At 57.3% G+C, this 22123-nt stretch carries 22 protein-coding genes and 3 pseudogenes; 16 read left to right on the plus strand and 9 right to left on the minus strand.

Annotation, left to right across the window (positions count from 1 at the left end; translation table 11 throughout):
- The first annotated feature begins 182 nt into the window (after positions 1-182).
- The 3 genes from ppk2 to N8E88_RS20250 all read left to right on the plus strand — a co-directional run bounded on the left by ppk2 (position 183) and on the right by N8E88_RS20250 (position 3168).
- Positions 183-1103 (plus strand): polyphosphate kinase 2, encoded by a 921-nt coding sequence (gene ppk2, locus N8E88_RS20240; RefSeq protein ID WP_262295227.1) that lies wholly within the window; start codon positions 183-185, stop codon positions 1101-1103.
- A gap of 122 nt (positions 1104-1225) precedes the next feature.
- A complete protein-coding gene (locus N8E88_RS20245) occupies positions 1226-2113 on the plus strand; it encodes an alpha/beta hydrolase (RefSeq protein WP_262295228.1) in 888 nt (295 codons plus the stop codon).
- A 95-nt stretch (positions 2114-2208) separates the two neighbouring features.
- The gene (locus N8E88_RS20250; RefSeq protein WP_262295229.1) at positions 2209-3168 is read left to right on the plus strand and encodes a DMT family transporter; all 960 of its coding nucleotides are present in this window, start codon (positions 2209-2211) and stop codon (positions 3166-3168) included.
- Between the two features lie 86 nt (positions 3169-3254).
- On the opposite strand, the gene N8E88_RS20255 is transcribed toward N8E88_RS20250, so the two are convergent.
- Complete coding sequence (locus tag N8E88_RS20255; protein ID WP_262295230.1) at positions 3255-4157, minus strand: LysR substrate-binding domain-containing protein; 903 nt, start codon at positions 4155-4157, stop codon at positions 3255-3257.
- A 163-nt stretch (positions 4158-4320) separates the two neighbouring features.
- Between N8E88_RS20255 and N8E88_RS20260 the strand changes: the two genes are divergently transcribed.
- Positions 4321-5574, plus strand: a complete 1254-nt coding sequence (locus N8E88_RS20260; protein ID WP_262295231.1) for an aromatic ring-hydroxylating oxygenase subunit alpha — start codon at positions 4321-4323, stop codon at positions 5572-5574.
- Positions 5564-6643 (plus strand): FAD-binding oxidoreductase, encoded by a 1080-nt coding sequence (locus N8E88_RS20265; protein ID WP_262295232.1) that lies wholly within the window; start codon positions 5564-5566, stop codon positions 6641-6643. Before N8E88_RS20260 ends, N8E88_RS20265 begins: the two co-directional genes overlap by 11 nt.
- Before the next feature lie 72 nt (positions 6644-6715).
- Here N8E88_RS20265 and N8E88_RS20270 read toward each other — a convergent pair whose 3' ends face one another.
- Positions 6716-7048, minus strand: a complete 333-nt coding sequence (locus N8E88_RS20270; protein WP_262295233.1) for a hypothetical protein — start codon at positions 7046-7048, stop codon at positions 6716-6718.
- 138 nt (positions 7049-7186) lie between these two features.
- Between N8E88_RS20270 and N8E88_RS20275 the strand changes: the two genes are divergently transcribed.
- Positions 7187-7444 (plus strand): DUF982 domain-containing protein, encoded by a 258-nt coding sequence (locus N8E88_RS20275; RefSeq protein ID WP_262295234.1) that lies wholly within the window; start codon positions 7187-7189, stop codon positions 7442-7444.
- A gap of 1 nt (position 7445) precedes the next feature.
- Here the strand turns inward: N8E88_RS20275 and N8E88_RS20280 are convergent, their stop codons facing one another.
- On the minus strand, positions 7446-8075 hold the full coding sequence (locus N8E88_RS20280) for a glutathione S-transferase family protein (protein WP_262295235.1): 630 nt from the start codon (positions 8073-8075) through the stop codon (positions 7446-7448).
- Positions 8076-8088: 13 nt separating this feature from the next.
- Positions 8089-8337: a DUF2188 domain-containing protein gene (locus N8E88_RS20285; protein WP_112523979.1), complete on the minus strand. Its 249-nt coding sequence runs from the start codon at positions 8335-8337 to the stop codon at positions 8089-8091.
- A 194-nt stretch (positions 8338-8531) separates the two neighbouring features.
- Here N8E88_RS20285 and N8E88_RS20290 point away from each other — a divergent pair.
- Positions 8532-9407: pseudogene (locus tag N8E88_RS20290) on the plus strand (aldo/keto reductase).
- A gap of 133 nt (positions 9408-9540) precedes the next feature.
- On the opposite strand, the gene N8E88_RS20295 reads toward N8E88_RS20290, so the two are convergent.
- The 4 genes and pseudogenes from N8E88_RS20295 to N8E88_RS20310 all read right to left on the minus strand — a co-directional run.
- Positions 9541-10050 (minus strand): OsmC family protein, encoded by a 510-nt coding sequence (locus N8E88_RS20295; RefSeq protein WP_262295236.1) that lies wholly within the window; start codon positions 10048-10050, stop codon positions 9541-9543.
- Positions 10051-10190: 140 nt separating this feature from the next.
- Entirely contained in the window at positions 10191-10628 is a 438-nt protein-coding gene (locus N8E88_RS20300) for a dihydrofolate reductase family protein (protein WP_262295237.1), read from the minus strand.
- Positions 10629-11058: 430 nt separating this feature from the next.
- Entirely contained in the window at positions 11059-12012 is a 954-nt protein-coding gene (locus N8E88_RS20305) for an IS481 family transposase (protein WP_262291788.1), read from the minus strand.
- A gap of 89 nt (positions 12013-12101) precedes the next feature.
- Positions 12102-12223: pseudogene (locus tag N8E88_RS20310) on the minus strand (L,D-transpeptidase); the annotation flags it as partial.
- A 619-nt stretch (positions 12224-12842) separates the two neighbouring features.
- Between N8E88_RS20310 and N8E88_RS20315 the strand changes: the two are divergent.
- From N8E88_RS20315 to N8E88_RS20345, 7 genes and pseudogenes are all read left to right on the plus strand, one after another.
- On the plus strand, positions 12843-13361 hold the full coding sequence (locus N8E88_RS20315; RefSeq protein WP_262295238.1) for a hypothetical protein: 519 nt from the start codon (positions 12843-12845) through the stop codon (positions 13359-13361).
- A 4-nt stretch (positions 13362-13365) separates the two neighbouring features.
- Complete coding sequence (locus N8E88_RS20320) at positions 13366-13638, plus strand: helix-turn-helix domain-containing protein (protein WP_262295239.1); 273 nt, start codon at positions 13366-13368, stop codon at positions 13636-13638.
- Between the two features lie 404 nt (positions 13639-14042).
- The gene (locus N8E88_RS20325) at positions 14043-14495 is read left to right on the plus strand and encodes a hypothetical protein (protein WP_262295240.1); all 453 of its coding nucleotides are present in this window, start codon (positions 14043-14045) and stop codon (positions 14493-14495) included.
- Positions 14492-18161, plus strand: a pseudogene (locus N8E88_RS20330) (YadA-like family protein). Before N8E88_RS20325 ends, N8E88_RS20330 begins: the two are co-directional and overlap by 4 nt.
- Positions 18162-18282: 121 nt before the next feature.
- Positions 18283-18735, plus strand: coding sequence for an invasion associated locus B family protein (locus tag N8E88_RS20335; RefSeq protein WP_262295241.1), 453 nt, complete (start codon positions 18283-18285; stop codon positions 18733-18735).
- A gap of 15 nt (positions 18736-18750) precedes the next feature.
- Positions 18751-19419: a hypothetical protein gene (locus N8E88_RS20340; RefSeq protein WP_262295242.1), complete on the plus strand. Its 669-nt coding sequence runs from the start codon at positions 18751-18753 to the stop codon at positions 19417-19419.
- Positions 19420-19469: 50 nt separating this feature from the next.
- Positions 19470-19949: a DUF4189 domain-containing protein gene (locus tag N8E88_RS20345; protein WP_410010668.1), complete on the plus strand. Its 480-nt coding sequence runs from the start codon at positions 19470-19472 to the stop codon at positions 19947-19949.
- A gap of 149 nt (positions 19950-20098) precedes the next feature.
- Here the strand turns inward: N8E88_RS20345 and N8E88_RS20350 are convergent, their stop codons facing one another.
- Positions 20099-21058 carry an ATP-dependent DNA ligase gene (locus N8E88_RS20350; protein ID WP_262295550.1) on the minus strand — a complete coding sequence of 320 codons (960 nt, stop codon included), beginning with the start codon at positions 21056-21058 and terminating at the stop codon, positions 20099-20101.
- Positions 21059-21213: 155 nt separating this feature from the next.
- On the opposite strand from N8E88_RS20350, the gene N8E88_RS20355 reads away from it, so the two are divergent.
- Positions 21214-21381: a hypothetical protein gene (locus N8E88_RS20355; RefSeq protein WP_262295243.1), complete on the plus strand. Its 168-nt coding sequence runs from the start codon at positions 21214-21216 to the stop codon at positions 21379-21381.
- Between the two features lie 246 nt (positions 21382-21627).
- Entirely contained in the window at positions 21628-21885 is a 258-nt protein-coding gene (locus N8E88_RS20360; RefSeq protein WP_112524224.1) for a DUF982 domain-containing protein, read from the plus strand.
- Positions 21886-22123: the final 238 nt, after the last annotated feature.

Below are 22123 nucleotides of genomic sequence, written 5' to 3' on the forward strand. Positions count from 1 at the left end.
TTTGCATCATTGATAATACGGAGAAATTATCCTTGCCTTTAGGGCGGCGACCGAGCGCATATAAAAGAGCCATGCGGTCAAAATACAACTTCAAATTTGGTTCACGGAGTTATGGCATAAGTGACCGCAGAGCTGCATGATGCATGCTGGCGGCGTGATGCGAATGAATTCGGAGGGCTGAAATGAACGACCAAAAGCACGAAGCGGCAAACCAGGATTGGCTTGAGGCTGAACTCGCCGATACACTCGATGAGGATTATGAGCTCGAACTTTCCGAGCCTGCGCTGTCCGAAGAGATTCGCAAGATCTACCGCAAGACTCATCCGCCAACCATCCCGCGTATGGAGTATTTTCGTGCCTTGCTTGCGTTGCAGGCGGAGTTGATCAAACTGCAAGACTGGGTCGCCTATCACAAAGAGAAGGTCGTCGTCGTTTTCGAGGGACGCGACTCTGCAGGCAAGGGAGGTGTCATCAAGCGCATTACCCAGCGGCTCAACCCGCGCACTGCGCGCGTCGTAGCGCTTCCAGCTCCTTCAGACCGGGAAAAATCCCAGTGGTATTTCCAGCGTTACGTGCCTCATTTGCCCGCCGGTGGCGAAATCGTACTGTTCGACCGATCCTGGTACAATCGTTCAGGCGTCGAACGCGTGATGGGATTCGCAACGGAAGACGAGGTTCAGCAGTTCTTCCACGATGTGCCGGAATTCGAACGCATGCTTGTCCGCTCCGGCATCAGGGTTATCAAGTACTGGTTCTCGATAACCGACGAGGAGCAGCAGTTGCGCTTCCTCATGCGCATTCATGACCCGTTGAAGCAGTGGAAACTCTCTCCCATGGATCTGCAATCGCGCGTGCGCTGGGAAGGCTACACCAAAGCCAAGGAGGAAACCTTCGCCCGTACGAATATACCCGAAGCGCCCTGGTATATCGTCGAGGGTAATGACAAGAAGCGCGCCCGTCTCAACTGCATTGCGCACCTTCTTTCACAGGTTCCCTATGAGCCCGTGCCCCACGAAGAGATCACCTTGCCTGATCGCGTGTTCAATCCGGACTATGAGCGTAAGGTATTGCCGCCCGAACTCTACGTTCCGTCAAAATACTAACTTAATACCGGCAATCCCGGCTGCGCGTTGTCTGTGATATCTTCTCCATTGCCTTCCCAGAGCGATCATCGGGAAGGCGATCGTTTCTGAACATCTTCAAAAACGCTGGGGGGATAGCGACAATGGATGAACACGAGATCGATGCGGTCAGGGCCCTGCTGCAATCCCATCCGCGACCCGCGAGCCTTGCCGAGCGTCGCCAACGCCTCGATCTCGTAGCGGCCGACGATCCAATCGCGCCCGATATCCAGTTCAAGCATCAAATGGTCGGTACGATTGAGGCTGAATGGTCGCTGGCGACGGGAAGCGACAGTACCAAGACGCTGCTGTTTTTTCACGGCGGTGGCTATTGCTCCGGATCGATCCAAAGCCATCGCAGGATGGTGGCCGAGACGGGTCGCGCTGCGGGCGTGCGCACGCTTGCGCTCGGTTACCGGCTCGCGCCCGAGAATCCGTTTCCGGCTGCCCTCGACGATGCGCTTGCCGCGTTTGAGTTCCTGCTCGCTCAAGGCGTTCCCTCGGCCTCGCTTGCCATCGGCGGTGACAGTGCTGGCGGCGGGCTGACGCTCGCGACCATGATACGTCTGCGCGACGCTGGCAGACCGCTGCCCGGTTGTGCCTGGTTGGTGTCGCCATGGGTCGATCTCGAAATGGCCGGCGCGAGCATGGACGAGAAGGCCGCCATCGATCCGCTGATTCACCGCGACTATCTCGAAGAGCTTGCGGGCGCATATCTTGGTCGGACCAGCGCTCGCGAGCCGCTTGTTTCGCCGCTCCATGCCGATCTTGCAGGGCTCCCGCCGATCCTCATCCAGGTTGGCTCGGCCGAGACACTCCTTGACGATGCGGTGCGGATCGCCCGCAGGCTTGGAGCGGTCGATATAGCAACGAACCTGGAGATCTGGCCACACATGATCCACGCTTGGCATCTATGGGCGGCGCGGCTGACTTCGGGGCGAGAAGCGATCGCGTCGGCCGGCGCGTTCATCAACAGACACCTCGCGACTTGAGAGCTCCTGCGGGAACCAGCGAAACGGTCAGTCGAAGGGGCGAGTGCTGGCACCGCCATCTGTGCAGGTCTACGAAATTGTGGCATAGATGAGCGATGGCGATAAGTCTCTTGGCAGTCCACAACAGCGGCGGCGAGACGGAGCGGGCGACGGGCAATTCGCTTGCCGTTGGCTACTCCGTAGCCGTGCTGTGCTGGCTGCTGTCGGCGGGTGTCTATATCTCCGCGAAATGGGTCTCTCCCGAAATGCCGCCATGGGCGTTGTGTTTCTGGCGCGTCCTTATTGCGTGGGCGATCCTGCTGCCGATTGTGCACAGTCATTTCGGCTCCATGGCTACGCTCGCGCGGGCGCGCCCGCTGGAGCTCATTCTCGTCGGCGGCATCGGGCTCGCGATCTGTCAGGGCATGGTCTTTATGGGGCTCGAAAACGCCGACGCCACCACGGCCGGCATCATCATGGCGCTAATCCCGATCATAACCATGATATTGGCCCGTTTTATCCTGGGTGAGCCAATGGGAAGGTGGCAGGTAATCGGATCGATCGTTGCCTTCGCCGGGATCGTGGTCATCATTGTCAAAGGCAGCCCGGCGGTGCTGATGCGTCTCGACGTCAATCCCGGCGAGTTGTGGCTCGTCGCTGGCGCTTTCTGCTTCGGCCTCTATGCTGTTCTGCTCCGCCGCGCGAAATTCGATTCAGAGCGTCTTCCGCTTCTGGTCCTTTTACTTGGGGCTGCAGCGCTGACAGCGCTCCCCTTCTATCTCTGGGAACTTGCTTCCGACGAACGCTCGGCCCTCGACAGCAATGGCCTGTTAGCCTTGGCCTATGTGGCGGTCCCCGGCGGAGCGCTGATGTACTACCTCTTCAATTGGAGCGTAGAAGCGTTGGGGGCAGGTCGGGCGGGCGTGCTTCTTTACATCCAAACGATATTTGTCGCCATACTCGCCTATTTTATCCTTGGCGAGCGCCTGCAAACCTATCATCTCGAAGGCGCTGCGCTCATAGTCGTCGGCGTGCTTTTTGTCATCCTGCTCAAGCCTCGGACCAAGTCTGTATGACCAAACCCTGAGGGCCCATTGAAATGACGATGAATGACCCCAATCAATTGGCGTCTGAAGTCTCGATTTCGATTGAGTGGATCCGTTCATTCTCTCTGGAGCGCTTGTGGCCCCGGTTCCTGTAATACTATCTGCAGCCATTTGACGAAGAGGTTCGCAGTTTCCTCGCTCCGTTGCCGTGTCGGGACCACGACGAAATAAGCCCCTCTGGGTTTGATCGCGGCGTCAGTCAGGCGCACCAGTCTTCCCTGCTGCAACAAGTCTTCCACGAGATGTGTCCAGCCCAGCGCGATCCCCTGACCGTTGAGCGCGGCATAGATCGCTTCGGTGTAAAAGCTGCAGCGCAATCCCAGCGTCTTCTTGGGAACCACGATGGAAAATGACGAGAGCCACTCATTCCAGCCTGTCCATGTTGGATCGTCGGTTTCATTGGAAATGAGGGAATACGAGGTCAGGTCCGCCGGGGTCTTGATGCGCCCGTCTGCGCCGATATATTTTGGGCTGCAGACCGGGAAGACTTCGTCCTCGAACAGCAATTCCGCATGAGCATCCGGCCACATGCCATTGCCGAACCTGATCGCGACATCCGCCTCGCCCAAGTGGAGGTTTGGCATACTGTCCTGAGAGAGGATGCGGAGGTTGATGTAGGGATACTGGCGCGAAAATTCTGAAATTCTGGGCATCAACCAGAAATGCGAGAATGCAACTGTCGCAGAAATGGTCAGCTCGTCGCCGGGTGCGTCCTTGCGAAGGTCGGTGACAGCTTCCGCGATGAGTTTGAAGGCGTCACTGGTGGCCGCCGAAAGCGCCTTGCCCTTGTCCGTCAAAACCACCTTGCGGTGCAGACGCATAAAAAGGGGAAAGCCAAAGTCCTTCTCGAGAAGGTGTATCTGGCGGCTGACCGCAGCCTGGGTGACGCCGAGTTCCTGGGCGGCCCTCGTAAAGCTCGACAACCTCGACGCCGCTTCGAATACGGTAAGTGCCGTCAATGGTGGCAGCTGTTTCCTCAAGTTTTTCACAGTTCACCCCGACTTGGCTGAGCCGCGCCAGAGTTTCCCATTACTTCAGGTAATGTCAATGGCGCACATTTGTGCGGTTGAATTATTGCGAGTCGGTGCGATTCTAAGGAGGCTTGATCCATAAGGAAACATTATGCTCAATACGTTCCCATCGCCGATCTCCTCTTTGCTCGATGCGCGTATCGACGGGCACTCTCTTCCTGCTGGACTTTATACGCGCGACGACGTCTTCCAGGCGGACCTCGATGTGTTCTTTTCCAGGCACTGGATTCATGTTGGTCTCGAGTGCGATGTTCCGGAAGCCGGCGACGCCGTGGTCATCGACATCGGATCGACGAGCCTGATCCTGCTGAGGGACGACGAAAACGACATCCGGGTGGTCCGCAATGTTTGCCGCCATCGCGGCGCGCGACTGCTGGACGCGGGGTCAACAGTCATTTCCAAGCTGGTGTGCCCCTACCACCAATGGACCTACGAGCTTTCGGGTGAACTCAGTTATGCCCCGCACATGGGGAAAAACTTTGACAAGAGTTGCAGGAGCCTGAAGCCGGTCAACTTCAAGTCGATCGGCGGCCTGATCTATGTTTGTCTTTCCGACAATCCTCCGCAAGACATTAAACGGCTGGAGGAAGTCATGGAGCCGCGACTCGCGCCCTATGATATCCGCAACGCCAAGGTCGCACACCAGCTGGACGTCATCGAGAAGGGCAACTGGAAGCTCACCATGGAGAACAACCGGGAGTGCTATCACTGCTCGGCCAACCACCCGGAATTGTGTGTTTCGTTCGTCGATCTTGACTTCGGATATGATCCCGACAGCCTCAGCCCGGAGGACCGGGAAGAGGCTGAAGCGCACTTCGCCATGTACAGCGAGCGTACGAAAGGCTGGGAGACAGACGGATTTCCATCGTCTACGGTCGAACAGGTGAGAAACTGTGAAACCAATTTCCGCACCCAGCGCCTGATTATCGCCGGGGCGGGCGAGTCCCAGACGGAGGACTCGACCGCCGCCTCGCAGAAGCTTCTTGGAACAATGACCCGCAAGGATCTCGGCGACACGCATCTTTGGGGGCACAGCAGCTGGTGTCACTTCATGGGCGACCATGCCGTGGTCTCCATCGCAATCCCGCTCTCTGCCGACACGACGTTAATCCGGACGAAATGGCTGGTTCACAAGGACGCGATCGAGGGCGTCGACTACGATCTTGCCAAACTTGCCCACGTATGGACCGAGACCACCAATCAGGACGCAGAGCTCGTTGCTCGCGCCCAGGCGGGCGTTCAGGACCCCGGCTATGAGCCTGGCCCTTATTCCAGGTTCACCGAAGTCGCGCTCGACGACTTTGCGACCTGGTACATTGAACGGATGCGCGCCCATGGCTACTGATCTCCTTCTCAATGCCGTGGGCCGAGCAAGCGGCGGATACTGTGACCCGGAGACCGACGGCGAACTCCTTTGCATCGACGTTCATGACGAAACGCATGACGTGAAAAGTTTCACGTTCGTCTCGCCCGAGCGGAAACAATTCGAGTTCAGCGCCGGCCAGTATTTCAAATTCGAGCTCGGTCTCGACAACGAAGACGACGGGCGCTGCTACAGCGTCTCTTCTTCTCCACTGCGCAAGAACGCCATTACAGTCACGGTGAAGCGCGTTCCGGGAGGTAGAGTGTCGAACTGGCTGCATGACAATTTGATACCGAACATGGCCGTTCGCGCGTCGGGGCCACTCGGCCGTTTTATCCGGCCAGCGGCGAAGAAATACCTTTTCCTGTCAGGTGGCTCAGGAATCACGCCGTTCATGTCGATGGCGCGGGAGCTTGCCGACACGGCCGAGTCGACCGATGTCATCTTTCTACATGCGGGCAGAAATCCAAAAGACCTTATCTTCCGCGAAGAGGCTGCAAACATCGCCCGACGCGTCAAAGGGTTCAGACTTCTGCTGCTTCCCGAAGACATCGGAACCGAACGAGGTTGGCCGGGTATTTCCGGCCGTATCTCCAAGGAGTTCCTTGCACTGGCCGCACCCGATATCTCCGACCGCGTCGTCATGTGCTGCGGACCCGCACCATTCATGGCGGCCGCGAGAAAGATCAGCGTCGAACTGGGTGTTCCCGAATCCAACTACCTTGAAGAAAGCTTCGACGGCGTTGTCATCGAAGCTCCAGCGCCGGCCTTCGAGGCTGTCGAAACAAAATCGTTCAGTGTGCAGTTTTCGAAACAGGGCAAGTATATCGACGTCCGCGCGGATCAGACGGTTCTCTCCTGCGCCAAAAAATCCGGCGTCAGAATTCCATCATCGTGTGCCAGCGGTATCTGCGGGACCTGCAAGTCCAAGCTCGTGAGCGGATCCGTCGACATGAAACACGATGGAGGGATCAGGCAAAGAGAGATTGACGCTGGCTTCTTCCTGCCGTGCTGTTCCAGACCGCTCAGCGATCTCATTGTCGAACGCTAGACTGGCTCGTGCAGAAACCAAGTCAGGACGGGGCTGCGGGCCTTGTGAAAAGCGAGAACCGATGATCATTGTTCATCGATCCGCCTGACGCGTCGACAGGATCACAGGCCGGATGTTTCCTTCAACAACCGCGCGCGCTCCGATGGCGGGATGCCGGTCTGTCGTGTCTTCTACGACGGTATAAAGTTTGTCGTCTCGAAATGCGCTAAATGTTCTTGTCGTATCCCCATCGGCAGGCGCCACGTCCATATCAAGGAAATCGTCTTCGGCTTCCGCGGCGACGACTCGGGCATCGGCGGCAGATCGAGCGCGAACGATGACCTCGCCCTGATTATCCGCATTATCCCAGCGCGGATCAGCTTCGTCGGCAATAGGCAGAAGGCGAAAAATTTTTAGCGGTTCCATGGTTAGCTCCGTTGTACAGGTCTATTCCATACGGAACGTAGCGGCGCCGGTTTTGTTGCAGCACGATGTGTCCCCGTGACTTTCAGAGAGCAAAAATCGTCATGGAACAACTGTCACATTGAAACGTTAGGTTGCGCTATGACCACACCGTTTCCCTCTGTGACCATCGAAATCCAGCCTGCCGGAAAGTCCCGGAACATCGCGTCTGCCCCGGAGGCTGCCGAAGTTCTGTTGATGGACTGGCCAATTCATGACGGCGTCAAACTGAAGGCGGCAAGGCAGAAATGTCTTGATGCGCTGGATGGTAAGGTAACAGTTACTGAATGCCGCTCGGCGTTCATCGAAGCGGCCAAAGAGGCTCGCATATTTGTCGATTATCCGGTGAAGAGATTCTAGGTCACGTATCGAAGTTGCGCTTCAGAACGGCCGAGAACATCGGGTCGTTGGCTATATTGTCGGCGATGTCGGTGAGTTTTGGAAAAGATTGCGAGAATTCTTTCCTTCCTGGCCGCCAGTTGCGCATGACCGCGATATAAAGGTCGATAGCGCTGAAATTATTGCCGAGAAAACAGGGTGTATCGGCGACATCTTCCACGTGTCCCCACAATGTTTTGCGATATCGATCGACAGTCCGCTTGTAACCGTCCTGTGCATCTTTCGGTAGTTGCCAGCGGGCAGGGTCATCGCTGAATGTCGACGTGGGGTAGATTTCGCTGACGATGTAAATGAGCCAGCGGAGGAATGCCGGCCGTTGCCGGTCGCTGGTTGCAGGCGCAAGTTTTGCATCAGGAAATGCGTCGGCCAGATGAAGGATAATCGCTGCGCTTTCGGTCATGACATCGCCATCCGGCATGATCAGCGTCGGAACCTGTCCGAGCGGATTCAATTCCAGCAAACGGTCGCGATCGGGGCCCGGCTCGAGATAGGGGATCTCTTCGAGTTCGAATTCAGCGCCGGCTTTGAGCATTGCCAATTCGATGACAACCGACCCGCAACCTTTCGATCCGATGAGAACATATTTGCTCACAGCCTTTGCTCCATCAAGTTTTGGCGTCATCCTCGACATCGACTTCAGGCCGGTCACTTCCCCTGACCGATTCCTGATGCCATGTGCCATCTGAGGTTTCATAGCTGATCTGGGCATCCTCGCCACCAATTTGCTGGCGTTTGGCTGCCTCCCTGGCAGCTCTCAACGCAGCGTCATGGGAGGGAAACTTCTCGGACCAGACGTCTCCGAGCTTGTAGGCCCAACCGCCGTCATGGGCATGGACATGATAGGTGAGATGCATGAAAGTTCTCCATTTGGACCGACTGATCTGATTGCACGGTGCTGCTATCAGGCGAAAAGAAAATGAACCGCCGAAGATTTTGTTCCAGCCAGAGCCACGATTGATGGCAAAGTAAATCTTCAGTGATTTGTCGAATGAATGGCTGCAGAGTTTAATGTAGCACACTTATCGGGCGATCAGCGAAGGGACGGGGCATGTCCAAATCCAATGCAGCGCTTTCGGGCACATTCAAAATTGGCGGAGACATCGAGATCAATCGCCTCGGTTTCGGCGCCATGCGCATTACTGGTCCGGGGATATGGGGCGAACCGACCGATCGTGCCGAAGCGATCCACACGTTGGAGCGCCTTCCCGAATTCGGCGTGAATTTCATCGATACTGCCGATTCCTACGGTCCTAATGTCTCCGAAGAGTTGATCAGGGAAGCGTTGCATCCCTATGGCGATATGTTGATCGCAACGAAAGCTGGGCTCGCACGCACGGGCCCAAACCTGTAGACGCCGCTCGGTCGACCGGAATATTTGATTCAGCAGGCCTATGCCAGCTGCCGCCGGCTTGGTGTCGAACAGATCGGTCTCTGGCAATTGCACCGGATCGACGCGAACGTGCCGAGAGACGAGCAGTTTTCGGCGGTAAAGAAGCTTCTTGATGATGGTGTAATCCGTCATGCGGGCCTGAGCGAGGTATCGGTTGCCGACATCAAGGCCGCATCAAAACATTTCAAAGTGGCCACGGTGCAAAACCGCTACAACCTTGTCGATCGAACCAGCGAGGACGTGCTCGACTATTGCGGCGAAAACAACATCGGTTTCATTCCGTGGTTCCCGCTCGCAGCGGGCGATCTGGCAAAGCCTGGATCTCTTCTCGACAAGATGGCCTCAGCTCACTCGGCCGGTCCAAGCCAGATCGCGCTGGCCTGGGTCTTGAAGCGCAGCCCGGTGATGCTGCCCATCCCGGGTACATCCAGGGCGGCGCATCTCGCGGAAAACATCGCAGCCGCGGCAATCGAACTTTCCAACCAAGAATTCGCTGCGCTGGATGCGGAAGGGAAGGCGTGGAAGGCGGGCTAATCAGTCCGGGGCCAAGCACGTTCTGAAGGCGATCAAGCAGCGGGTGCTGGCCGGCTATGATTTTCCGGTGCGCTTCATCCAGTGAAAACCACTGGGCGCAAGCGATCGACCCGCCCCCTTTCGAACAAGAGCGTCATGAACGCCGCAGCATCACCTCTACGGGCGGTCTGTTGCGAATGGTCTGGTACACCACGCAGTAGCGTTCGGTGAGCTTGAGGAGCTGGTCGAGCTTGTCTTGCGGTGCTTCCGTTTCAACGTCGAAGATTAGGCGAATTTGGGCAAAGCCAACTGCAGCGTCCTTGGCAACGCCGAGGGTACCGCGGAAATCGAGATCACCTTCGGCCGAGACGGCAGCGGATTGAAGCGGAATCTCCAGCGCCGTCGCCACTGCCTTCATGGTCACGCCCGCGCAGGCAACGAGTGCTTCGAGCAGCATGTCACCGGAGCATAGTTCCAGGCCGGTCCCCCCAGTCGCGGGATGCAGGCCCGCGACAGCAAGAAGGCGTCCAGTCTCCACTTTGCAGGCGATATTTTGGTCATCGAGCGTGCCGTGCGCCTTTAGCGTGATATATGCGTCCTTCGGGTCGGTTTTGTAACGCTCCTTGATCGGCGCCTGAATGGCGCGCAGCGTGGCAGCATCCATGGGGTGGCACTCCTTTTCGACGGCCGTTTTTAGTATATCGATGAAGTCGTCGTGCCTTGAAGCGATAGCAGGGAAGTCGAGCCCTCTCAAGGGCTGCTCCGTGTCCGCAACGATCAAGTGAAAACTGTCCCTGATCGTCCCTATCTGTGTTGGTCGCGGTGATTTACGGCAACTTCGCCACCCCCTGTAAGCCATCTTGCATCGAACCAGCGATCAGCCGGCCCGTCATAGGGCAGCCGCGTGACATCCCAGTGGCTGACGAAGCGTGCATAGGCGTCCCAGACCGGTGGGCCGCCACCGATGAAAACGACACGGCCAGCAAAGCGCCTGAGAGTTTCCTCGGGATCCATGCTGGAGCGAATGACGACAAGTTCCCGATCCGTGCGAGCAAAATCCGGAACGCTCGCAATCGTCTTGGGGCCAGCGAGCAAGACGTGTCCTCTCGTGAGGTCGAAAAACCGTGCAACGTCAGCCACGAACTCCGGCGACCGGTCGCCTTCCCATGGAAGGCCGCCTTTGAGGCCGAGCTGCCCCGTTTGGCCGATGGCACAGACAACCCTGACGACAGTCTTCTTCATGAGAACTCCATCCATAACTGGTCTGATGGATCTGTTGCAACGTTCCCCGCGGCATGGAGCGGTTCGCCTTCACAGACCCACCGTCGTTGCCATCGGTATCTTTTGACAAGCGTCCATTCACCCTCGGCCTTGGCCTTCGCATCTGCATGGAAAGGCGGCCAGTTGTTCAGGATTTCACCTGCCGGGAAGTATTGTAAGAGAAGACGTGTGCAGAGGGAAGCAGGACGGTGAAGCGCGGTGCAATGCAAATAGCCCCGAGCCGGGAGGAGCATCACTGCGGCACGCATCAATTGGTTTATGGCGCGATTACAGAGGAGTTGCAGCCCTCTGGTTCAATCCGAATGCGTGTTTTCAGCATCCTCAAGGGTATGTGGTCCGAAATCGCATAGCGTGTGGAACTTGATCGAAATACGGCGGTCAATTCCGTTAGCTAGCTGTGGAACCTCAACAGGTTGTCCCGATCCAGGCCGAGACGGCTGATAGGTGGTTTTGATCCTAAACTGCCGTGCGGCCTGTGCCAATTGTAGCGATGAAGCCAGTGCGGCAGCTCCTCCGTGCGTTCTTGAGAGTTGTTGTAAGCACGAGCGTAAGCCCATTCGCGTAGGCTCGTCTGAATGAAGCGTTCGGCCTTACCATTGGTCTTAGGCGTGTATGGTCTTGTGAAGACTTGACGCAAGCCCAGACGTTTGCAGGCTGTGCGGAAAGCCTTTGACCGGTAGCATGACCCGTTGTCGGTCATCACGCGCTCGATACAGATACCCAGCTTCGCATAGTAGGCGACGGCAGCCTCCAGGAAGGCAACGGCGCTCTCTTTGCGCTCATCTGGCATGACCTGCACAAAAGCGACCCGCGAAGCGTCATCAATGCAGACGTGGACGAACTCCCAGCCGATGCCCAGATGGCGGTTGACAACGCCCGTTTGCCGTCCGGTGATGCGGTGTCCCACCGAGCCAATACGGCCAAGCTTCTTAATGTCGAGATGAATGAGTTCGCCCGGATGTTCCCGTTCATAGCGGCGCACGGGTTCGGGATCCAGGGCGCTCAGTTTGTTGAGGCCCAACCGGCGCAGAACACGGCTGACAGTTGCCGGCGAGACGCCGACCTCGGCAGCGATCTGCTTGCCTGTCCAACGCTGGCGGCGTAACCGCTCAATCGTCCCGACAATGGCTTCAGGGGTCGGCCGGCGCAAGCGATGTGGTCGCGACGAACGATCCTCCAGTCCGCTCAAGCCCTCGCGGCGATACCGATCGACCCATTTGCGCACCGTCCGCGGGCACACGCCTGCGGCTTCGGCAACGGCCTGCGGCGTCTGCCCGCCCTCGACCTGGCTCACAATTCGCTCTCGACCATACCGCGTAAGACGGGCATTCTTGTGGATGTTCATCCGGTCCTCCAAGAGTCACTGAAGCTTCGACAACCTCAGTCTCCCCGGTTTGGACCGGATGGACAACCTATTGAAAGCTCACAACTAGCTCAGTTCGTCAGTCGAACACAGCCATGCGACCCGACTTGTTGATAAGCTCGGGATCAGGCATTCCATGAATGCCGTAGGTCGGCTCGGTTAGATCGATCCAGACACTTCCGACCGGGCCATTTTGCAGATTTTGACCCTGGTTGCACAAAGTTACTTTTATTGTTGTTTCTAATCAGAAAGACTCATTGACAATAGGGGTTTCCCCTTGATCGGCATTCGCCATTTTCCGGCAGATTCCCCACTATCTCTTTGATGTTATTGTATTATTTTTGAGGCTAACATTGACCCCATCCACCTCAGCAAACTGAATGATCATCAAAAAATAGGAATGTGCTGTCATTTGCATCTTTCGATTTACATAAGTACTGTGTGATGGGCACGCTGAACAATCGCTGGCTGCTCGGAGTATCAATCAACCGTTGGTATTTGATTGCGCTGCGATAGCTGCGCCCTGATGTCCAATTCTGAACATGGTCGTTGTCACAATCGATGAGGTTGCTGGTCTATTATTGTTGCCTTGGTGCAACGGGAGTCGTCACGTCTTTGACGCGCATATGTTGTGATCTGGAGAGGGGCATTTATTCTCTCAATAAGGCGTGTTTTATGGACACGCTGGAAATGAATGGCTTTGTGCGATGAATGGTCCGCATAATCACAACCTTGTGGAGTTGGACTTGAACTGCGAAGCAGGGATGCTGTCCGCGATTCCGAACAAAGTCGGGCCGAGATTGGAAACGCCGATGGGAGGCGTAATTGATGTTTCCCGGCCTCCCGGCTCGCTGACATTTCATACCAATGCGGAATTCGCTACGGTAATTCTGGCGCCGTCACCCAATATGGAAGCGGCCTTTGCAAACGATCGTTTGCAAACGTTCGACGCTGCCGTCGGAATGCTGGTTGTCAATCCATCCAATGTCGACCGGACGCTGAAATGGTCAACGACGAAAAGGAATGCAGCAATTGCCTTTGGCGCGACTGCCTATTCGGACCTTGCGTCATCCGAACTCGAAGGAGCCAGCTGGGAACTGCGGCCGCCAAAATTCGGGCACATCGATCTGCGGGCGCTGCGGCTCGCAAAAGCTATGGCCAGCGAAGTCTCTGCCTCCACTAGTAATCCATTGTATCTCGATGCCCTTCTTACGGTGTTTGGTATTCCATCTTCTGAGACACTATTCGAACGCCAAACTGCACTTGAAGGCTACCGCGTCCCGACGGCTGTCGGGACAAACGTCGAAGCGGACAGTGGAGTATATGAATGAAAACATGTCCGAGAACCTGTCGATCAACGATCTTGCTCGAATCTCCCGCATGTCTCCCAGTCATTTTATTCGGGCATTCACGCTGACGTTTGGCATGCCGCCACACCAGTATCTTGTAAATCTGCGCCTGAAAATGGCCGAAAAGCAGCTCATTGAAACAAAGCTTCCAATTTCAGATATTGCATTTCAAACCGGGTTTTCGAGCCAAAGTCATCTGACAAATACAATGAAACGTTTCAAGCAGTTAACCCCAGGCAAGATCAGATCTGCCAGCTAATGGCGACAATCTATTTTGTTGGTTGAGCCTTGGCCAGCGCAATCCAAGCCAGGCAGCTATACCACCTGCCAATACTTGATCATCAATTTCGATAGATGTTCATTTAAGCCAACAATACGCAGAGGCGAGAATAATATTTCAAAAAATGAAGTAAACATATCTTTTTTATTGGCCTAAATCATATTGTAAAAAGCGCGATCCTGTAAAGTTGGGCAATTTCGTGATATATTTTTGTCAAAAATTGTGTTGTCAATCCTGCATTGCGAAGCGGAGTGCGACATATCTTGTCACTGGTGGAAACTCAATTCGGGACATTCCGTAAACGTTTATGGCCGATGGCCCAAGACGGCATAACCCGAAACCTTCGCACCGGAATCAGCCGGCCAGGCAATCGGAAGCCGACCATGTCCGATCTATCCCAATCCCTTGTCGATGAACTTAATCAAAGAATAAGCGCCGTCTTGGTATCGCTGGAGAAGCGCCAACAGATGGCGTTGCCCGATCCCCGATGCGATCTGCTGCTCGCAACCTATGTGTTCGGCCTGACGACTCCTTTCTACGAAGACGAGCCGCCAGAACAGCATCTCGAAGCGATCCGAAACTATCTTGTTCGTGTGATGCCGTCCGACCGGGTGGCGCAAGCGCTGCTGGCGACACCCGGCGACGGGGACGACTGGTATACGAGCGCTCTCGATCCCATCGAGGCGATCGGCCGCAAGGATGGGCGCACGCTTTTCATTCGATACGTTGGTGCCGACGGCACCGCCGCAATTCAGACCAAATACTCTGCACCGGAAATGAATGGCGGTTTCAGAGAAGAACCAGCCGTGACCGATTTGAAAGGGACTGCCAAATGACGCATTTGCCAAGTGTGACTGCTTTCCGTCAGATCGCCCGCTTCACGGCAAATTGGGTGCCAGGGGCACTCGAAGACAACCGCTCCCTGCGCCGGCGTCTGATGGCGGCCTTGCGCAGGGCGCATCGTGTGCTCGGCATGCGCCGCAAAGGTCTGGGGCTTGGCATGCTGGGCGGCGGCAGGATGCTGGCGGCAGCATTGGGCGTGATCGCCTTCGGGGGCATAGCGACGCCGGCATTGGCGCAATATCAGGCTGGCGGCGGTTCGGCGACAGTCAGCGAATCCATGGCGATAGGAAACGGCGCGAGCGCCACCAACGTCTGGGCCATAGCGATCGGCTTCCAGTCCGTTTCGTCGGCCCAATACTCGGTGGCTCTCGGCCGGACTGCGTCAGCGACAGGCCCAGGCGGCGCCGTGGCAATCGGCAGCGGCACGATCTCAAACAACGTCAATTCGGTCGCGCTCGGCGTCAACGCCAGTGCCATCGCAGCCGGCAGCAACGCCTTGGGAACCTTCTCCACGGCGTCGGGCGGGAACTCCACCGCCGTCGGTACCGGCACCACAGCCAGCGGCGGCTCGAGCTTCGCCGGCGGCTGGGGATCCATTGCCAGCGGGCTGCGTTCCGCAGCATTGGGATTCCAGGCAAACTCCTCGGGGGTGGACTCGATTGCCCAAGGTAACAATGCCGCCGCAAGCAATCAGAATGCCGTAGCTATCGGCTTCCAGACGATCGCATCGGGGATCAACTCCGTCTCTCTCGGCTCGCGCACTGCACCGGGAGCGGGTGCTCTTGGGCAAAGCGCCATCGCCATAGGCACGGATGTGACGGCGTCCGCGAACGACGCACTTGCCGTCGGACGCGCAAGCCAGGCGACGGCAGCCAGCGCCATTGCGGTCGGCGTCAACTCCGGTGCCAGTGCAGCCGGCAGCACCGCACTCGGCAACGGCGCCAGAACCAGCGCCCTGAATGCCGTCGCTGTCGGCGCCGGGACGAGGGCGTCCGGGATAAACTCGGTCTATGTCGGCTCGTCCAGTTTTGCGACAAGCGCCAGTGGTCAGAGCGCTATCGGCATCGGCACGGACGTGACGGCGTCCGGGAACGATGCCATTGCGATGGGGCGCGAAAGCGGGGCGACTGGGACCAACGCCATCGCGGTTGGCCTGCAGTCTTTTGCTGACACCGCCGACGCCGTCGCCATCGGCACCGGTGCGTTTGCGACAGGCGGCAAGGCGGTCGCCATCGGCGCGGGAAACGTCGCCTATGGCGACGGCGCGGTCGCGATCGGCGATCCAAGCTACGCCAGCGGCACCGGCGCCTTCACCGGCGGCGCGAATAACATCGCCAATGCCGACGGCACGGCGAGCGCCACCGCCGCCAATGCGGCCAACGGCGTGGTCGCCATCGGCAACAACAATGTTGCGATCGGCCAGGGCTCCGTGGCGCTCGGCAACTTCAGCCGCGCGGGCGCCGCGGGCGCGGTCGCCTTCGGCGATACAGCAGTGGCGAACAATGCCGACGATGTCGCTCTGGGCTCGGGCTCGGTCACCTCGGTGGCTATCGGCACGCCCAGCGCAGTAATCAACGGCACGACCTACGCCTTTGAAGGAACCACTCCGATCTCCACGGTCAGCATCGGTGCGGCCGGTGCTGAACGCACCATCACCAACCTGGCGGCGGGCCGGATCAGTGCGACGTCGACCGATGCGATCAACGGGTCGCAGCTCTTCGCCACCAACAGCGCTGTCGACAGTCTTGGTGCGACGATCAACAATATCAACGATGGCGGTGGCATCAAATATTTCCACGCCAACTCGACGCTCGCAGATTCCACCGCGACGGGGGCAGATTCTGTAGCAATCGGCCCGGTATCCACCGCAACGGGCGCTGGCTCGGTATCAGTCGGTAATGGCGCCACCGCGACCAATGCGAATGATGTGGCGCTTGGCTCCGGTAGTCAGACCGCAGTTGCGGTCGCCACCCCCGGGACCACGATCAATGGCGTCAACTATACTTTCGCCGGTACAAATCCGACTTCGACCGTCAGTGTTGGTGCGGTCGGCGCTGAACGTACCGTTACCAACGTGGCCGCGGGCCAGGTCAACGGAGGGTCGACCGACGCGATCAACGGATCACAGCTCTTTGCGACAATCCAGTCGATCGACGCCGTGTCGGGTCAGCTTACGCACTATTACAGCTACAATGACGGGGGCACTCAGCAGGCAAACTATGCCAATGATGGCGCGACCGGAATCAACTCATTGGCGGCAGGCGTTGCCGCATCGTCCACCGCAGCAGAGTCTCTTGCCTTGGGTTATAACACCCAGGCAACCGTGCTCGGCGGCGTAGCGATCGGCGCAGGGTCGATATCGGACCGTGCCCTCGCACCGGCGACGGGCACGATTGGAACCTTTATCCCCTTCAATACCACCGATCTTACCTTACTTGGTGCCGTCTCGGTCGGAAACGCCACCGGTTATCGCCAGATCACCAATGTGGCCGATGGCACCGAGGATAGCGATGCCGTTACCATTCGCCAACTTACCGGCGCGCTCAGCTCGTTCGCGACCACGACGACGAGGTACTTCCACGCCAACTCCATCCTGGCGGATTCGCTCGCGGTTGGAACCGATTCTGTGGCAGTAGGCCCATCGACAGTCGTCAACGGCGACAATGGCATCGGCATCGGCAACGGTGCACTCGTCCAGCAAACTGCTCCGGGCGGCATCGCCATCGGCCAGAACGCAGCGGTCAGTTTCGCAGACTCGGTGGCTCTTGGTACCAATGCTCAGGCGAACGGCATCCAGTCGATGGCACTCGGTGCCGGGGCTTCGACTACCTTTGCAACCAACGTTGCGCTTGGAGCGGGAGCGCAGGCCACCGCACAGGCCGGGGATGTGGCACTGGGTGCCGGTTCGACCACGTCGAGCGCGGTCGCAACGACCAGCACCACTATAAACGGGACGACTTATAACTTTGCCGGTACCAATCCTACTTCGACAGTGAGTGTCGGCAGTGCCGGTGCGGAGCGTACAATCACCAATGTGGCTGCGGGCCAGATAACTGCAACGTCGACCGATGCCATCAATGGCAGCCAGCTCTACGCAACGAACCAGTCGATCGAAGCGCTCACGACCGGCATTGGTAATCTTGGAGACTCGGCGGTCCGACAAACCAGATGGCACGAAGTCGAACACAATCACGCTCCAGGGCGGTGATCCCGGCGCGCCGGTTCTGATCAGCAATGTTGCCGCCGGTGTCAGCAATACGGATGCAGTGAATGTCAAGCAGCTGAATGATGGGATGGCCACGACACTGACAGATTCCAAATCCTATACCGACCAGGTCGGCGCGACGACCCTCAGCAGCGCCAACGCCTACGCCGACTCCAAGTTCGGTCAGCTCAGTAACGATATCGGTGAGGTTCGCAGTGAGGCCCGAGGGGCGGCTGCGATCGGCTTGGCTGCGGCATCTCTGCGCTATGACGATCGTCCCGGCAAACTCAGTGTCTCGATGGGCGGCGGTTACTGGCGCAACGAAGGTGCATTGGCCTTCGGTGCGGGCTACACCAGCGAGAACGGACGCGTGCGTGCCAATCTGTCTGGTGCCACAACAGGCGGCAATGTTGGCGTTGGCGCCGGCATCAGCATCAGCCTTACCCTGAACTGAGACGCCTGACAAAGTGCTGCGAGAAAAGTCTTCGACAATAGTGAAGGTCCTGGTTTGCCTGCTCATCACAGGTAACCAGGCCGCGGCAGGAGGCTATAAAATCAAACCATCGGACGTTTTGGTGCCGCAAGACGTGCCCATGGGCAAGTATCGCCGGATCACCCAACCCTTTGAGAACTGGATTCTCATTTGTGACGAGAACCTGAAGACCAGACGCAAAGTGTGCAACATCAGCCAGACCTTTACCGATGAGACAGGAGCGCAGGTGTTCAGCTGGTCGCTGGCAGCAAATGTTGACGGTAAACCCTTCATGATCTTGCGAGTGCCGCCGGCAATCGGCCCGGGCAGCAAGATTTCGTTGAGGCTTGGCGGAATGGACCGCGACGTGGATGTCGACGTCAAGGCTTGCGACGCGTCGGTCTGTATTGGTTATCAGCCTGTCGGTCCGATCCTGCGCCAAGAGATTGTTAAAGAGACGACGGCCCGGGTTTCTTATTCGATGGGCGTGGGACAAGACGTCAGCATCGATGCCCCATTCAAAGGACTTGCGGCTGCCCTGTCCGCAATCAAATAGCGAAAGAATGGCAAGTTGACCAAGCAATCAATCAATGATCGGATACTATCCCGTTCGCAAGACACGATAAACGCGGAAGCGCAGGCTGGCTCAGGTTCACAGCTCGTGCGGCGGATCACATTATTCTGCAGCATCGGTGCTTTTCTGGCGGCCGGGACGGCACTGGCTTTTCAAATCAGTCCACACATTGGTGCGTTCTTATTTACTGAAGCGACTGCCCAGTCCCAAGCTCCTCAAAGCGCCAAAGCCGATACACCATTCCAGGAACATATCAGCCAGGCAGGCATCCGCGCCTGTGCCAATCTTTTCCCGGTGCTCGGTCAAGCGCTGACCTTCGGCTCGACCTATGCCGTCAACACCCAATGGAACAAAACCTCTCCCGATGCACATTCCGTGCAAGCCGTTGCAGGGATGAGCTACAACACGCCTGAGTATAAGGAGCAAGCAGCTGGCGTTGTCGTTGCCTCACCGATGGCCACCGGTTGCGAGGGGACCTTTGTCCGCGTGGCACCGTTTCAAAAGCCCTGCAAGGAAGTAATCGCAACCCTGCCACAGGGAAGCACACTCGCTGAAACGCTGTCCGGAACGCCTTTATACAATCTGGCAAATGATTCCGGTCAAGCTCTGCTGATCTCCTCCGGGACCTCGTGCGTCGTTGTTTCCATGGGGAGTTTGGCAGGATGACAACGACGTATCGTTCTCGCATAGCAACCCCCAGACAATGGAGCGTTCGTATGTATGGCAACCGTATCCTTTCGATTGGACTGCTCTCAATAGTCATTGGCCTTTCTCCCGGCAGCCGTGCCGCCGATATGCCTGACCCCGAGTCAATTCCGGAGCCGACGGTCGCAGAGAAAGGGATCTGGGGCGCGATCGCCTATTCCACAACGGATAATCGACACGGTTTTTTTTGGGGAGCGGACAAGCGAGACGAGGCGGAGGATATTGCCCTCAAACACTGCAATAATGCGGATGGAAAGAACTGCAAGGTCGTTACGGTATTCCGTAATCATCGTCACTGGAAAGACGATGACGACAGCGGCTTTCCTTATGAGCACTGCGCCGCCTTGTCTGTAGGCAAACCCACAGCTGGTGGAAGCTCGCCCTGGGGAGCTGCTTCGGAAGAGACGCGACAGAAGGCAGAGGAAAAGGCGACCAATCTCTGCGGAGGTGAGGGGCAGGAGTGCAAGATTCGCGAGTGGGTCTGTACCTGACGTCTATTGTCGAGAGAACGGGACAGGACAAGTCACGCCAATTGAGGGCTTAGAATTAAAAAGGGCTCGGTTGCGAGTTTTACAGGTTCGTCGACCGGCTCGGAGTGCGGCTGTTGAACCGAGCGACTGCCACGCCTCTTTTTTCCATTTCACCCGATCTGTTCGAATGTGCACTGCTGTGGGGACTTGTCGGGTCGCCAACGGACAAATCGAGTACCATGGCGGAAGCGTTCATTCGTCACATGATCGAATTTGACCTCAACCACCAGTTCCGGTCGCAAAGGCTGCCATTGACTGCTCTTCCCGGTAGCCCAACGGCTCGGGCCGGGTGCACGACCCGTGAAGCCTTCCCCCTTCCGCGCCTCGAGCTTTCGGGTCAGCGCCGGCGCTTCGGAGGCGGATATCATGGAGGTAAACCCCACATGATCGAGCATGCCATTCGTATTGTATAAGCCGAGCAACAGCGACCCGACAAGGTTGGTCCCGCTTCGGTAACGGAACCCACCCACGACGCAATCGGCAGTGCGGATACGTTTGACCTTTACCATTGTCCGCTCTCCCGGCCTATAGGGTGCGTCGAGGAGCTTGGCGACGACGCCGTCCGTTGCACCATGTCCCGAAGCGTCCAGCCAGGTCTGCGCCTTTGCTCGATCGGTGGTCGCCGGCGAGATAACCAGTTTGTCCTCGTCCTGAACCGATTGCACGAACTGCTCCAGCAGACTACGCCGTTGCCGGAGTGGCACATCGAGCAGTGACGCACCGTTCTCATCTGCCAGAATATCGAACACAGTGAACTTCGCCGGCGTCGACAGCGAGAGTTTGCGGATTCGGCTTTCAGCCGGATGCAAACGCATTTGCAGCGCATCGAATTCCGGTTTGCCGTCAATCATCACCACCAGCTCCCCATCGATCACAAACTCAGCGGCCCGCACCGCCTTGAGGTATGCGACCATCTCGGGAAAATAGCGGCCGAGATCTTTTCCAGACTTAGCGAGCAGACGGATGTTCTCGCCCTTCTTGAAAGCCAAGCAGCGAAACCCGTCCCATTTTGGCTCATACTGCCAAGGCCCGCCGGCCTGGGGCAGCACTTCGCTGGTGCGGGCTTCCATCGGCGTAATGTCTGATGGAAGAGAAAATTCAGATTTGGGGACCACGCGAGTTCCTTTTGTTCCAAACAGGCTTCCGGGCAAGGGGTTCCGCCAATCCGGAACAAAACGCAACGACGGTAGTTGGCGATATGCATAAACGCAGGAGGAGCAAGCTCATGAATGCGCCCATAACACCGCCCCGTCCCGAGGAACGAGGCACGAAGCTTCCTGAAAAACCCAAACCGCGTGATACGCCTTTCCCCGCACCCGGCCAACCGCCGACACCGAAACAGAAATCGGAGCTCGAAGACGGCAAAGAGGAGGAGCATCCACGCGAGCTATGAATGGGGACGAGGCTAAAACGACTAATCCGGCGTCACCGCCGAACGATTGAAATAGGTGTATCGCCCGAATTGGGGTATTGCAGGGTAAATGCAAATCTGAGATCATCCCTCATCCTAGAAGTCCAAATAAAAAGACCAGGGAACAGGAGGAAACATAGTTCGTAATTCTCGATGGAGTACAACTATGATTTCGAATTCAAGCTACGCGAATATCGCTGTTTCGTACAAAACGGGAGGCAGCGGATCATGAACGACAAGTCTTTTTCATCTCCAGTACTGATCAGCCTCGGTGCCATGGGGCTTCGCCTCGTCTCTTCGGCGTGGGAGGCATTGGAGTGCCTGAAGAACCAATGGCCACAGCAGGATGGGGTCGAATACCGGCGTGCCACGCGAATGTGCCGGGATGCCCTCGAAGGCTGGATGCCGCCGGCAAAGGCGAGGCAAGCATTCGTCATTGCCGCGCAGCGCGCGGGTGTGTTGATAGGCAAGCCCACGTTGAAATGAGCTAAATGGCGTGAGGCTGCTGCAGCGGGTACTTCTGTCTCGCGCCATCCGCATGGGCGCGAGAATTAGAGTTCTGACCGTCTTTTGCACTATCGAAGAGATGACGCAGCTGTGCAAAGCGGCTTTTGCCGCTTGCGGTTGGAAAAGCTGTCGCAATTCTCCCGAAGGATGTTATTGAAATCGTTGAATCTTTGAGGTTGATCCCCTCGGCTACGATGGGCACAGCCGGCTTACAATT

It is taken from the genome of Phyllobacterium zundukense, from assembly GCF_025452195.1.
Lineage (GTDB): Bacteria > Pseudomonadota > Alphaproteobacteria > Rhizobiales > Rhizobiaceae > Phyllobacterium > Phyllobacterium zundukense_A.

Excerpts from the sequence above, each read along its gene's own strand:
- N8E88_RS20260 (WP_262295231.1), top strand. The coding sequence starts at position 4,321 with ATGCTCAATACGTTCCCATCGCCGATCTCCTCTTTGCTCGATGCGCGT.
- N8E88_RS20285 (WP_112523979.1), bottom strand. The coding sequence starts at position 8,337 with ATGCATCTCACCTATCATGTCCATGCCCATGACGGCGGTTGGGCCTAC.
- N8E88_RS20360 (WP_112524224.1), top strand. The coding sequence starts at position 21,628 with ATGAACGACAAGTCTTTTTCATCTCCAGTACTGATCAGCCTCGGTGCC.
- N8E88_RS20270 (WP_262295233.1), bottom strand. The coding sequence starts at position 7,048 with ATGGAACCGCTAAAAATTTTTCGCCTTCTGCCTATTGCCGACGAAGCT.
- N8E88_RS20295 (WP_262295236.1), bottom strand. The coding sequence starts at position 10,050 with ATGGATGCTGCCACGCTGCGCGCCATTCAGGCGCCGATCAAGGAGCGT.
- N8E88_RS20355 (WP_262295243.1), top strand. The coding sequence starts at position 21,214 with ATGAATGCGCCCATAACACCGCCCCGTCCCGAGGAACGAGGCACGAAG.
- N8E88_RS20315 (WP_262295238.1), top strand. The coding sequence starts at position 12,843 with ATGGGAGGCGTAATTGATGTTTCCCGGCCTCCCGGCTCGCTGACATTT.
- N8E88_RS20305 (WP_262291788.1), bottom strand. The coding sequence starts at position 12,012 with ATGAACATCCACAAGAATGCCCGTCTTACGCGGTATGGTCGAGAGCGA.
- N8E88_RS20265 (WP_262295232.1), top strand. The coding sequence starts at position 5,564 with ATGGCTACTGATCTCCTTCTCAATGCCGTGGGCCGAGCAAGCGGCGGA.
- N8E88_RS20300 (WP_262295237.1), bottom strand. The coding sequence starts at position 10,628 with ATGAAGAAGACTGTCGTCAGGGTTGTCTGTGCCATCGGCCAAACGGGG.
- N8E88_RS20320 (WP_262295239.1), top strand. The coding sequence starts at position 13,366 with ATGTCCGAGAACCTGTCGATCAACGATCTTGCTCGAATCTCCCGCATG.
- N8E88_RS20345 (WP_410010668.1), top strand. The coding sequence starts at position 19,470 with ATGTATGGCAACCGTATCCTTTCGATTGGACTGCTCTCAATAGTCATT.
- N8E88_RS20275 (WP_262295234.1), top strand. The coding sequence starts at position 7,187 with ATGACCACACCGTTTCCCTCTGTGACCATCGAAATCCAGCCTGCCGGA.
- N8E88_RS20250 (WP_262295229.1), top strand. The coding sequence starts at position 2,209 with ATGGCGATAAGTCTCTTGGCAGTCCACAACAGCGGCGGCGAGACGGAG.
- N8E88_RS20245 (WP_262295228.1), top strand. The coding sequence starts at position 1,226 with ATGGATGAACACGAGATCGATGCGGTCAGGGCCCTGCTGCAATCCCAT.
- ppk2 (WP_262295227.1), top strand. The coding sequence starts at position 183 with ATGAACGACCAAAAGCACGAAGCGGCAAACCAGGATTGGCTTGAGGCT.
- N8E88_RS20325 (WP_262295240.1), top strand. The coding sequence starts at position 14,043 with ATGTCCGATCTATCCCAATCCCTTGTCGATGAACTTAATCAAAGAATA.
- N8E88_RS20350 (WP_262295550.1), bottom strand. The coding sequence starts at position 21,058 with ATGGAAGCCCGCACCAGCGAAGTGCTGCCCCAGGCCGGCGGGCCTTGG.